General features: G+C 40.9%; 13 protein-coding genes. 10 read left to right on the plus strand and 3 right to left on the minus strand.

The features are described from left to right. Positions 1-17 precede the first annotated feature (17 nt). Positions 18-1,880 (plus strand): acyltransferase family protein, encoded by a 1,863-nt coding sequence (locus ACOQOA_RS06625; RefSeq protein WP_420547861.1) that lies wholly within the window; start codon positions 18-20, stop codon positions 1,878-1,880. On the opposite strand, the gene ACOQOA_RS06630 is transcribed toward ACOQOA_RS06625, so the two are convergent. After that, positions 1,864-2,478 (minus strand): FMN-binding negative transcriptional regulator, encoded by a 615-nt coding sequence (locus ACOQOA_RS06630; RefSeq protein WP_420547862.1) that lies wholly within the window; start codon positions 2,476-2,478, stop codon positions 1,864-1,866. The genes ACOQOA_RS06625 and ACOQOA_RS06630 overlap by 17 nt on opposite strands. Positions 2,479-2,563: 85 nt before the next feature. Further along, positions 2,564-4,309 (minus strand): methyl-accepting chemotaxis protein, encoded by a 1,746-nt coding sequence (locus ACOQOA_RS06635; protein WP_420547863.1) that lies wholly within the window; start codon positions 4,307-4,309, stop codon positions 2,564-2,566. 255 nt (positions 4,310-4,564) lie between these two features. Between ACOQOA_RS06635 and ACOQOA_RS06640 the strand changes: the two genes are divergently transcribed. The 5 genes from ACOQOA_RS06640 (at position 4,565) to ACOQOA_RS06660 (ending at position 7,272) form a co-directional block, all read left to right on the plus strand. Next, on the plus strand, positions 4,565-4,939 hold the full coding sequence (locus tag ACOQOA_RS06640; RefSeq protein WP_420547864.1) for an AtpZ/AtpI family protein: 375 nt from the start codon (positions 4,565-4,567) through the stop codon (positions 4,937-4,939). Between the two features lie 121 nt (positions 4,940-5,060). Beyond that, entirely contained in the window at positions 5,061-5,795 is a 735-nt protein-coding gene (locus ACOQOA_RS06645) for a F0F1 ATP synthase subunit A (RefSeq protein ID WP_420547865.1), read from the plus strand. 94 nt (positions 5,796-5,889) lie between these two features. Next, on the plus strand, positions 5,890-6,114 hold the full coding sequence (locus ACOQOA_RS06650) for an ATP synthase subunit C family protein (protein WP_155153031.1): 225 nt from the start codon (positions 5,890-5,892) through the stop codon (positions 6,112-6,114). Between the two features lie 85 nt (positions 6,115-6,199). Further along, the gene (locus ACOQOA_RS06655) at positions 6,200-6,769 is read left to right on the plus strand and encodes a F0F1 ATP synthase subunit B' (RefSeq protein WP_420547866.1); all 570 of its coding nucleotides are present in this window, start codon (positions 6,200-6,202) and stop codon (positions 6,767-6,769) included. 11 nt (positions 6,770-6,780) lie between these two features. After that, entirely contained in the window at positions 6,781-7,272 is a 492-nt protein-coding gene (locus ACOQOA_RS06660; protein ID WP_155153029.1) for a F0F1 ATP synthase subunit B, read from the plus strand. Positions 7,273-7,345: 73 nt separating this feature from the next. On the opposite strand, the gene ACOQOA_RS06665 is transcribed toward ACOQOA_RS06660, so the two are convergent. Next, a complete protein-coding gene (locus tag ACOQOA_RS06665) occupies positions 7,346-8,239 on the minus strand; it encodes a LysR substrate-binding domain-containing protein (RefSeq protein WP_420547867.1) in 894 nt (297 codons plus the stop codon). 96 nt (positions 8,240-8,335) lie between these two features. On the opposite strand from ACOQOA_RS06665, the gene ACOQOA_RS06670 reads away from it, so the two are divergent. The 4 genes from ACOQOA_RS06670 to ACOQOA_RS06685 all read left to right on the plus strand — a co-directional run bounded on the left by ACOQOA_RS06670 (position 8,336) and on the right by ACOQOA_RS06685 (position 11,744). Then, positions 8,336-9,283, plus strand: a complete 948-nt coding sequence (locus tag ACOQOA_RS06670; protein ID WP_420547868.1) for a glutathione S-transferase C-terminal domain-containing protein — start codon at positions 8,336-8,338, stop codon at positions 9,281-9,283. Between the two features lie 130 nt (positions 9,284-9,413). Continuing rightward, entirely contained in the window at positions 9,414-9,749 is a 336-nt protein-coding gene (locus tag ACOQOA_RS06675; protein WP_420547869.1) for a hypothetical protein, read from the plus strand. Between the two features lie 22 nt (positions 9,750-9,771). Beyond that, positions 9,772-11,316 (plus strand): PAS domain-containing sensor histidine kinase, encoded by a 1,545-nt coding sequence (locus tag ACOQOA_RS06680; protein ID WP_420547870.1) that lies wholly within the window; start codon positions 9,772-9,774, stop codon positions 11,314-11,316. Between the two features lie 5 nt (positions 11,317-11,321). Continuing rightward, the gene (locus tag ACOQOA_RS06685; protein ID WP_420547871.1) at positions 11,322-11,744 is read left to right on the plus strand and encodes a secondary thiamine-phosphate synthase enzyme YjbQ; all 423 of its coding nucleotides are present in this window, start codon (positions 11,322-11,324) and stop codon (positions 11,742-11,744) included. Position 11,745: the final 1 nt, after the last annotated feature.

Here is an 11,745-nt window from a genome sequence, read left to right on the forward strand (position 1 = left end):
TAAAGATACCAAATTAAATGCAGTATCGTCCTGAAATAGATGGCTTACGTGCTATAGCAGTAATTCCAGTCATCTTATTTCACGCTGGCTTTCAAATTTTCAGCGGTGGTTATGTTGGTGTTGATATCTTCTTTGTTATCAGTGGCTATCTAATCACCTCTATTTTGTTGAAGGAACTCGAACAGGGCGATTTTTCTATTCTACGTTTTTATGAACGTCGCGCAAAGCGAATCCTACCTGCACTTGTTGCGGTTTCTCTTTCAATTCTAATATTTGGATATTTCTTCACATTACCATTCAAATTAGAAGAAATATCTAAGACAATTATCGCTGTAGGCCTCTTTGTCTCTAACATCTTCTTTTGGACCGAAGTTAATTATTTTGCCCGGTCTGCCGAGGAAAACCCACTGCTTCATACCTGGAGCCTGGCGATCGAAGAACAGTTCTATCTTATCTTTCCAATATTCCTTCTGCTGGTTTGGCGTTTTCGAAAACAATGGGCGTTATGGCTTATCATTCTAGGCACTTTGAGTAGTTTTGCCATTGCTGAATATGGTTGGCGGTTTAATCCCGTTGCAAATTTTTACCTAGCCCCCACTCGCGCATGGGAATTACTGATAGGCTGCATTTGTGCATTTATGTTACATAGGAAGAATATCACAGGGCATAATTCATTAGCTCTCATTGGCTTCATTTGTATCATCCTGTCTATCTTCTTATATGATAAGACAACACCTTTCCCATCCGTCTATACCCTATTGCCAGTGATCGGAACCGCTTTAATTATTCTGTATGCAAAAAGCGATACCATTATCTCCAAATTCCTCTCTCTGAAAGCTTTTGTAGCTATTGGATTGGTTAGCTATAGCGCATATTTGTGGCATCAACCTATATTTGCTTTTGCACGCATTTTATCACCGAGTCATCTTACAGATTTCGCAATTACTTTGTTGATTGTATTAACTTTCGTCCTTGCTGTTCTTAGCTGGAAATATATTGAGCAGCCCTTTAGATCAAAAGAGTACCGTTTAACACAACGGTCCACATTAACACTTTCAATCACAAGCTTACTATTTTTGATTTGCCTTGGAGCAGCTGGATATTACTCGAAAGGTGCCCTCCACCGCTTCCATGTTGAAGATCAATATCTAGCGTCGTTAAATTACGTGGAGGAAGGAAAATATGTTGATAAACAGTTTAACATACTTTCCGAACAATCTTTCCCTGAAGAAAACACTAAACAAAATATTCTTATTATCGGGGATAGCTATGCTAAAGATTTCGTAAATATGCTTTATGAAAATAATTACGAACGAAGTGTAAATATTGTGACATATACAATACCTGGTAATTGTGGAAACCTTTACACCAATCGTGATATCTCGCATTTTCAAAGTCATGATTGCTATCTCCATCCAGGGTATAAAGATAAGAAACTTATACAGTTAACCCAAAAGGCCGATTATATATTTTTAGTCTCTTCCTGGGCACAATGGCACCTCCCCTATTTGCAGGAAACCTACGATAATCTTGATGCGATCACAGATGCCGATATCGTGCTCGCTACTACAAAAGGATTTGGGCATATTAACCCACAAGAGCTTTTATATATGCCGAAAACAAAACGATCGAGTTTTCGGCAAAAAGCTCCGGATGACGTGAATAAATTGAACGAATTTATAAAAAAACTAGATATTCCATATATTTTAGATATTCCCGAATTTGTTTGCGATTCAACAAATTCATGTCCAATCTTTGATACACAAAACCGCCTAATATCATACGATGGAGGCCACCTAACAAAATATGGCGCCCTATATATAGGCGCCCGACTTCGCCAATCACCGATCATGATTGATGCATTTAATTTGAAGCCATGAGATTGCTAATTTCCTGAACCAACGCAGGCTCCGTTCCTTGTTCCTTCAGGACAGATAGTACGGAATTTTGATCCAACTCAGATTTATTCTGGTTCAGTTTCAGCTTACACTGAATATCCGACATCTCCATTTTAAAACAGACAATTCCACGTTTTAGTGCTTCATATTTTTTGGGATCCACCTTCGATGGTTTCCATCCTGCGGCACCTTCATATTGGGCTGATATTTTTTCCATAAGACTATTAATCTCATCCATCTCTTCGATAAGCTGGATGACACCTGTTACATGAACAGTCGCATAAGCCCAAGTCGGCACCTGATCTTCATTTTGATACCAACGTGGAGAAATATAACCATGCGCACCTTGGAAGATCACTGTATGTGCCACCTCATTATCAAATCGCTTCCAGTGTTTATTTGGACGAGCTAAATGCCCTAATAAAACATTACCATCTCTCAAAAATGGAAGATGTGTAACATAAGGCATATCTTCCGTCACACTAACATGTGGCGACACTAGTGTAGCAAAGCCATATTGATCGATAATCTCATATGCCTTTTCAACACTATCCTCTTTAAAATGGGATGGAATATACATGACTGCCTCCTAGATTTTCATCGCACCATAAAAAAATGGCCCTTCCCAAGGAAGAGCCATTTTCACCAAACGGAGAGAGCCACTTTTATGCTTCTCTGACTTTCTGTAGGAATGTTTGAATTTGGCTGGTTAAAAAATCTGACTTTTCCAACAATGCCTCTGAAATCTCCAACACATTCATGGAAGCTTCACCTGTTTTATTGGCGGCAACACTTACTTCCGTAATGGTATCGGTCACTTCCTGTGTTCCACGTGCGGCTTGTTCCACATTCATCGCAATTTCACCAGTTGCGGCTTCTTGTTCTTCAATTGCACTTGCAACGCCACTGGAAGTTTCGTTTAACTGACCAACCGTCCCAACAACTTCACCAATGGCCTTCACGGCTTCCTTAGTTGCAGATTGTACTTGCGTAATCTGCGTATCAATTTCCCCGGTTGCATTCGCAGTTTGGTTGGCCAAGTTTTTCACTTCATTGGCAACAACAGCAAATCCTTTACCAGCTTCCCCAGCACGCGCCGCTTCAATAGTCGCATTCAAAGCAAGTAAGTTAGTTTGATCAGCAATCTCGCTAATCAGCCCCATGACATCGCCGATTTTTTGCGCCGCTTCATCCAAACCTTTAATTTGTTGTGCAATTGCATCTGCCTGACCAGTTGCATTGGTAGAAATTTGTGCCGAAATCGCAACTTGATGGCTAATCTCACGAATAGACGCTGTTAACTGTTCCGCTGCAGACGCAACAGTTTGCACATTGGTTGCCGCCTCATTGGCTGCAGAGGATACAACAACTGACCGTTCAGACGTAGAGACTGCGATTCCTTTCATCGCCTCCGCAGTACCTTTCATCAACTCGGCATTTTCCGAAACATATCGGATGGCATCCGCAACATCCCGATCAAAATTCAAACTCAATTCTTCAATATAAGCGGCGCGTTTGGCAGCCATTTCCTGAACTTGACGATCCTTCTCTGCCAACTCATCTGCCTTGATCATGTTTTCGCGGAAAATTTCAACTGCATCAGCCATATGACCAATTTCAGTATTTCGACCAAGCCCTGGAATACGGATATCCATATTCTTCTTCGCCAATTCTTTCATCGCGTCCACCATGGATGAAATTTGCAATGTGGTCGTTGTCACTAAACTGATGCCAATTACCAAAGATCCAACGATTGAAACAATACTTAATACTGTTAACGTATATAGAGTTGATTTTTCATGACTTTCCGCTGTTAACAAAGCCTGTTCAGTAAAGGCTTCAATCTCATGCAGCGCCGTTTCCAGTTCGTGATCGATTTGATCTTCAAGGACTTGAATTTTTTCAGTTCCCTTGATCACCGCATCCCATTCACTATTTGAAACCTTCTGAAGCATGTCCAAAGCAAGTTTGTCATATTCGTCATGCTCTTTTTCAACATTCTTTAAGACCGCTAATAGCGTTTTAAATTCTGCTTCCGCCGCGGTCCCTGCCACATGTTCAATCGCTAATTCAACACGTTCTTCAGTATCAATAATTTCTTGTTGGACGGACTTGGTTAAGCCTTCAAAAGTACGATATAGCTTATCAAACTTCACACGAATCGATGGCTCTTTCTCCATTTCAAATCCCAGCGCAATGCCACGTTCGAATAAAATAGCCTGTTCCAATTGATGAATTGTAATCGCCGTAATTTGCTTGGTAAGAGGCATATCCTCTTCGGCAATTTCTTCAATTTCCTTACCAATGGAAGTCATCTGGTAGATAGCGTAAGACGAAATTGTTATCGTCACTAATATACTAACGGCTAACAGCGCATAGATTTTATGAGAAATCTTATAGTTTTTGAGCATTTATAAATTAATCCCCGCCCTATCGTTGTTCTTCAGGTGCCAATCAAGAATAAGATAGCTTTCCATCTATAGTAGCACCTTCTAATCAAAAATAATACTTAAAAATTAAAGCCTTATTAGCATAAATAAATTAGAAATCTAATCTTTTATTTACAACCACTGAAATCCTTGACTTTCGATGTAAGAATTCCTAAAGTGCGCGCGATTTCGGCGTAATATTTTGCGCCGCCTTTTTTGTGCAAGGATAATTCATCTATGTCCAACGGCAAGGACGGTTCAGATCTTGATGAACTTGGCCGGAAAATTGAGGAAGCGAAAGCCGCCTCACCGACCATGCAAAAAATTAAGAAGAGAGCTGAAAAAAATGAGATCGATAATAAAGGTCTCAGCTTTGCGGTACGGATTGGCACAGAATTCGTGGCGGCACTTCTTATTGGTGTCGGAATTGGATATGCATTAGATACATGGCTTGATACCAAACCATTGTTTTTGATCATATTCTTCTTGTTTGGATCTGCATCTGGATTCATGAATGTTTATCGTGTGGTAAACGGCATGGATATGACTATTGGTTATAAAGACCAACAGGAAAAGGCAGAAGAAGAACAGGATAAAACGTCTAATTCATGAGGGGTTGGAAGCTTTCTTTCGGGGATGCTCTAAAAACTTTTGAATTTATAGCGCGAGCGAGTCGGGCATAAAAACTTCCCCGGCTTTAACAGTAACGCTAGTGAAAAAGTGAGAGTGCAACGTGGCTGGTCCTATCGCACAATTCGAAATTAAGGTTTTGGGTGCAGAAGCTGGTGCTTCTCTATCTGAAATGCCTTTCCACACATTCACTAACTCCAGTCTATGGATGTTGATTACCGTTGCTGCGGTTTCAATTTTCATGATTGTTGGCATGAACCGACGCGAGTTGGTTCCTGGTCCTTGGCAATCACTGGCTGAGTCAGTGTATGAGTTTATCTCGGGTATGATTAAAGACAATGTGGGTGATGAAGGCCGTAAATTCTTCCCATTCATCTTTACTTTGTTCATGTTCGTCTTTTTCGGTAACTTACTGGGTCTCATTCCATATAGCTTCACCTTCACAAGTCACATCATTGCAACTTTTGCAATGGGTGCATTTGTTGTGACAGGTGTAACCCTTGTTGGTTTGTTCCGCCATGGATTTAAATTCTTTGGCTTGTTCGTTCCACATGGGGTTCCTGCTTATATGATCCCTGTAATGGTACCGATTGAGTTGATCTCATATCTATCTCGTCCTGTGAGTTTAGCAGTACGTCTTTGCGCCAATATGGTTGCGGGTCACATGCTGTTGAAAGTATTCGCAGGATTTGTTGCAGCTCTAGGCTTATTCGGGATTCTCCCGCTTGGCATGGTAGTTGTACTTACCGGTTTTGAGGTACTGGTAGCTTTCTTGCAAGCATATGTGTTTACCATTCTCACATGCTTGTATTTGAACGACAGCATCCACCTTCACTAAGATTTGGTGGACTGTTAACTCTTTTTTTACAACCGTGATTGGTCGGGCCTAAAACTGAATCCCCCGTCAATCCAACTGATAAGGAATTTTTAAAATGGAACTAGAAGCTGCAAAAATGATCGGCGCTGGCTTGGCTGTCATTGGTCTTTTCGGTGTTGGTATCGGTATTGGTAACATCTTCTCCTCTTTGATCGCATCTATCGCTCGTAACCCAGCGGTTCAACCAAAAGTATTCCCATTGGGTATGTTGGGCTTCGCCTTGGTAGAGGCTGTAGGTCTTTTCGCGTTGGTAATCGCGTTCCTAATCCTGTTCGGTTAAGAAACACTTTCGTTTCGGATATTTAGATTTCGATCCAAATCATTCGAAGCAATTTTCTAACGAACAAGACTTGGGAGCCGGCAATATGGCGAATATTAAAAATACTCTTCTGCGGATAACAGCTGCGACAGCAGTTGTAATGCCTGCAGCTGCACAAGCAGCTGGCGGTATGCCGCAGCTGGACCCCACAAGTTACCCTAGTCAGATCTTCTGGCTGGCTGTTTCTTTTGCAATTCTTTTCTTGGTTATGTGGAAAGTTGCGTTGCCACGTGTTGGTGAAACACTTGCCAATCGTCAACAAAAACTAACCGGCGACCTTGAAAAAGCAGAGCAGTTGAAAGCAGATGCAGAGAAAGTTCAGGAAGACCTGGACAAAGCTCTTGCAGATGCACGTGCGGAAGCACATGCCGTTTTGGCAAAAGCTGCTGATGAAATTGCGCAAGCTCAACAAAAGCGTATGGATGCTTTTGAAGCCGACATGGCTTCACAAGCTGAAGAAGCTGAGAAGCGTATTTCTGCTGCTCGTGAACAAGCTATGGCTTCTGTTCGCGAAGTTGCAACAGAGGTTGCTGCATCTGTTGTGGAGAAGCTCTCCGGTACAGCAGCGGATGCAAAAGCTTTGGACAAGGCACTTGATGCCGCTAAAGACGCATAAGGTAGGTAGTCATGGATAAGTTGTTAAATGATCCAACATTCTGGACTGCTGTTGCCTTTGTTATCTTTGTCCTTCTCGTAGTATGGAAATTACGTGGTGCAATTGCAGAAGCTGCAACTGCACGCGGTAAAGCCATTCGCGAAGAACTGGAAACAGCTGAGAAGCTGAAAGAAGAAGCACAAGCTGCCTTGGCAGAGCTTCAAAAGAAGCAACGTGACGCAACTCAACAAGCGGAAGCAATTGTTGCTAATGCTAAGTCTGAAGTTGAATCAATGAAGGTAAACGCTCAGAAAACTCTGGACGAAACCCTTTCACGTCGCGAACAACAGGCGAAAGACAAGATTGCACAAGCTGAACAAGCGGCAATCAACGAAGTTCGTAACCTGGCTGTTGATATGGCGATGACTGCTTCTCGTGAAATCTTGACAGAGCAACTATCCGGTAAATCCGGTGATGCACTTCAAGATGCAGCTATCGAAGGTTTGGCTAACAAATTGCACTAAGGCGTTAGCCTTACGGTAACCTTGTTGGTACGAATTTAAACGGGACCTTGAGATATCGGGGTCCCGTTTTCGTTTAAGAAGCAGTTTTTAACAACCATTCCCATACGAGCCGAGTTGCTTTTGATTGATGATGCGGTTGTGCACCAACCAGCCAATAGGCATCTTTCAACGGCACATGTTCCTCCGGGAAAAGATCCACTAATATCCCTTGTTTGAGTTCATCGCGACATAATTGTTCTCTCACCAACGCGACACCATCTCCGGCCATGGCCGCACGGATCACCAAATCCGAAGATGCATATATCGGCCCAGACTTACTTTGTTTCCGTCCTGCCGCAGTTCCAAATATTTCTGGTAAGTATTTTTCAAACCAAGAATGCCAACTCCCTTCAGGGTCGCCATCATGAATAAGCGGCACAGTCATTAGATCGTGTTTATCTCGATACGTGTCTTGCCTGTTAGAGGCTGGAATTAGACAGTCATCCATTAAAGGCTGTTCATAAGGCTCATCCCAGCCACCACGCCCCATACGTATGGCAATATCAAATTCACCGACCTTGAAATTCTCAACCTTTTGATCCAAACGGATATGTATCTCAATATTTGGATATTGTTTTTGAAAGTCTGGCAGCTTAGCCATAAGCCATCGGGAGGCAATCGATGGTGTCGTTGAGATAATAACCTGATTGGAATGCTTTTCTTCCTTCAACTTGATCAAATTACTCTCAAAAGGCGGGAAGAATTTGCTTACGCTGTCACCTAATTGCTTTCCCTTTTGGGTAAAGATAAGCGATTTCGAATTTGGCCTTGTTTCTATTAGAGAAGCACCGCACCACATCTCCAATTCTTTTACATGACGTAATACGGACGAATGGCTGACCTCTAAGACACGTGCGGCTGCACGAATGCCACCTTGGGAATAAACATGCCAATAAGCGTATAGGGAATTTAACGGTAATGATTTCATAATGGTCTATTTTATACACCATTATTTAAAATTTCCAAACCAGATTTATCTTCAGAATTTATCTATATTTGCTTCATACAATAGAAAGGAAATAAAATGGGAATGTTAATTGATGGAAAATGGACAATTGAGAATCAATACATAAATGATGGTAGATATAATAGTCCATCTTCTCTATTCACCGCAATCGAAGATAAAGAAACACTTATTCAATCGATTATTGAAAATGCGTCTCAACCTGAAACTAGATATTGGATTATTGGTTCAAACAGTTGTCCGTGGTCCCAACGCTGTTTGATCAGTTACAATTTGTTGGAGTTATCAGACTATTTTCACATCCATATCGCACATGGTGAAAGGGTGGAAGGCTACGCTTTGGATGATGGGCAAGTTTGTAACTTCAATGCCAACTTTTCAGCTATTCATTTGCACCAATTATACACAGAAACCAATCCTAATTATTCAGGGCGCGTAACAGTTCCTTTGTTATGGGATAATTTGGAACAAAGAATCTTATGTAATGAATCCAGTGAAATTGTTAAATTTCTTGATGACTTTTCAAAAGCACTTAAGAAGTTTCCAAAATTCTCGCTTTTTCCTGCAGATCGATTAGATGATATTCAATGCCTGAATACAGAAATACATACCAAATTTAGTACTGGCGTTTATCGTGCTGGCTTCTCTCAATCACAAGAAGCTTATGAAGAAGCTGTTCAGGGTGTTTTCGAAGTTATGCGAATACTAGATGATAGATTATCAGAGCATGAATACCTTCTTGGTCCATCTATTTGCATCTCTGATATCAATCTTTTTTCAACACTAATCAGGTTTGATTTAGTTTATCATATCTTGCATAGATGTAGCCTAAAACGCCTAACAGACTTTCCAAATCTTTGGAGCTATGCGAAGCGCCTATACCAACTGTCATCATTTCAAAAAACCGTCAACTTCGACGTCATAAAACACGCCTCTTATAAAAATGATACAGCAAATAACCCTTACGGCATCATCCCAATTACCAACGAAGATATATGGGTTAGCTAAATCTATAGGTGATGAGTATAGATTTAGCTGTAATTTTTAATCGGGATGGTTGAAATATATCATCCTGACTTGCCTTTAAAGGCAAAGCCTGTCTAAATACGTCTACTTATTTATAAAGTGCAGGATACCAATGCCTTACGTTACACGTGATGAAAAAGGTTATATTGTTACGGTCTCAGATCACCAAACCGCTTTGGAATCTGAACAATTGCCGTATGGTCATCCTGAAGTACAAGAATTCCTTCTTCAAAATAGACCAGATGACGTTCATGGTGCATTGGCACAATCTGATGCGGCCATGTCACGAATCATTGAAGATTTAATTGATGTGTTAGTGAAAAAGAACATTATCAATTTCACGGATTTACCACTTCCTGCGCAGAAGAAGCTCGTCAGTCGACAAAATCTGCGTCGTGACCTTTCAGCCCTAACCAATTTAGTGTCTGATCAAGACGACATTTTATAGGTTATATTGAGGTTTAAAAACAATGCCGAAGCTGGATCTTACAATCAGTGATTTTAGCGCTATGCTTGACCATATGAACATGGCGATGATCAAGCTAAATCAAGATGGTGAAATTTTATCAGCCACATCCAACCTCGGTCAAATCCTCTCAATAGACAATAAAACAGATTTACCTGAAGACATCTACCAACTAACCGAAATTTTAACGCCATCTGATTTTGTATATGTAAAACTAAGCCTTGACGGTGCCTTAAAGCAGAAAAACAAATTTGATATGGCATTTGGTTTAGCGGCCGAACAAGTATCAGAATATAATTTACGTTTGGTAATTGAACCTACAGGTGAAGACAGCTTTGACGGTTATGTCCACCGCATTGCTCATCCTGATACAGAAACAATTGCATTTTATAACAGCGAGCGTCGATTTAGAAATTTCATAGAAAATATGCCTAACGCAATTTCCTATAAGAATGTTGATAGGAAATTTGTCACGACGAATAAACATTGGAACAAGATTTTCAATCCCAAGAACTTACCTACATTAGGTAAAACAGTTCACGAATTTATTGACGCGCCACAAGCCGATCAAATTTTCCAAGAAGAAGAGAAAATAATCCAGACTGGTGAATCTATTGAATATGAAGCCAATGTGCGCCTGCAAGATGGTAGTGTAGTTACCACGATGACACAGCGTTTTCCTTTAAGAGATATGCAGGGCGCAATTGTTGGTATTGGCAGTATTCATACGGACATGTCGAAACATAATGCCGTCGCCCGTGAATTAAATCAGGCAAAAGAAGCTGCAGAAATTGCCAATAGATCAAAATCAGAATTTTTGGCTAATATGAGTCATGAACTCCGCACCCCACTGAATGCTATTATTGGGTTTTCCGAGATTCTACAAAATGAACTATTCGGCCCAATGGGTGTTCCATCCTATAAAGAATATGTAGACGATATTAATGATGGTGCACGTCACCTTCTGGAAATTCTTAACGACATTTTGGATATGTCCAAAGTTGAAGCAGGCGAATACCATCTAGAAGAGGAAATGTTTGAAGCTCATGTTGAAGTTGAACGTTGTCTTCGTTTTATCAAGGAACGCGCAGCGAAAAATGGCTTAACTGTAAACTTGGTTGAAATTGATCGTGATCCGATATTGAATGCCGATCGTCGCGTCTTTAAACAAATCCTGTTAAATATTCTTTCCAATGCCGTAAAATTCACTGAGAGCGGAGGTACAATTACTATTCGCTTGCGTGAAGATATCGATGGATGTTTAGAAATCTCCGTTGCAGATACAGGTATTGGAATCGCAGAAGAAGATATTCCGATAGTCCTTCAACCATTTGGACAGGCTGATACGTCCCTAACACGACATGTGGAAGGGACAGGGTTAGGCCTAAGCCTCGTACAACGATTTATGAACTTACATCAAGGCAAATTACATCTGGAAAGCGTCATAAGCGAAGGTACAACTGTGTATGTTACTTTTCCCAAAGACCGCTGGAGTTGGGATATTGAAGAACTGATGTCTCGAAATAATTTTGAAGCAACAAATATCTAAATAAAATGTTACGTCAGGAACAAACAGAATTGGTGATCAAAACGCAGGGGCAAAACCTGTATGAATTCACCTATGATCTGGAAAACTGGCTTTTACAAATTCAAGCTTCCGTTGGACAGGTAACATTATTTTGCCGCCATACCAGCTGTTCTCTTACAATACAGGAAAATGCTGATCCTGATGTAAAAACGGACCTAACTAATTTCTTTAAACGTTATGTGCCTGAAAACGAGCCTTGGTATAAACATACTTGTGAAGGCCCTGATGATATGCCGGCACATATCAAATCAGCCTTGACGGATGTTAGCCTTACAATTCCGGTTTCCCATGGTCGATCCGTATTAGGAACCTGGCAGGGTATATACCTGTTCGAACATCGTCACGCTCCACATCATAGAAAAGTTATTCTTCACTATGCAGGCGGATGAG

The organism is Curvivirga sp., from assembly GCF_965219885.1.
Classification (GTDB): domain Bacteria; phylum Pseudomonadota; class Alphaproteobacteria; order UBA8366; family Aestuariispiraceae; genus Curvivirga.

Excerpts from the sequence above, each read along its gene's own strand:
- ACOQOA_RS06625 (WP_420547861.1), top strand. The coding sequence starts at position 18 with ATGCAGTATCGTCCTGAAATAGATGGCTTACGTGCTATAGCAGTAATT.
- ACOQOA_RS06630 (WP_420547862.1), bottom strand. The coding sequence starts at position 2,478 with ATGTATATTCCATCCCATTTTAAAGAGGATAGTGTTGAAAAGGCATAT.
- ACOQOA_RS06635 (WP_420547863.1), bottom strand. The coding sequence starts at position 4,309 with ATGCTCAAAAACTATAAGATTTCTCATAAAATCTATGCGCTGTTAGCC.
- ACOQOA_RS06640 (WP_420547864.1), top strand. The coding sequence starts at position 4,565 with ATGTCCAACGGCAAGGACGGTTCAGATCTTGATGAACTTGGCCGGAAA.
- ACOQOA_RS06650 (WP_155153031.1), top strand. The coding sequence starts at position 5,890 with ATGGAACTAGAAGCTGCAAAAATGATCGGCGCTGGCTTGGCTGTCATT.
- ACOQOA_RS06655 (WP_420547866.1), top strand. The coding sequence starts at position 6,200 with ATGGCGAATATTAAAAATACTCTTCTGCGGATAACAGCTGCGACAGCA.
- ACOQOA_RS06660 (WP_155153029.1), top strand. The coding sequence starts at position 6,781 with ATGGATAAGTTGTTAAATGATCCAACATTCTGGACTGCTGTTGCCTTT.
- ACOQOA_RS06665 (WP_420547867.1), bottom strand. The coding sequence starts at position 8,239 with ATGAAATCATTACCGTTAAATTCCCTATACGCTTATTGGCATGTTTAT.
- ACOQOA_RS06670 (WP_420547868.1), top strand. The coding sequence starts at position 8,336 with ATGGGAATGTTAATTGATGGAAAATGGACAATTGAGAATCAATACATA.
- ACOQOA_RS06675 (WP_420547869.1), top strand. The coding sequence starts at position 9,414 with ATGCCTTACGTTACACGTGATGAAAAAGGTTATATTGTTACGGTCTCA.
- ACOQOA_RS06680 (WP_420547870.1), top strand. The coding sequence starts at position 9,772 with ATGCCGAAGCTGGATCTTACAATCAGTGATTTTAGCGCTATGCTTGAC.
- ACOQOA_RS06685 (WP_420547871.1), top strand. The coding sequence starts at position 11,322 with ATGTTACGTCAGGAACAAACAGAATTGGTGATCAAAACGCAGGGGCAA.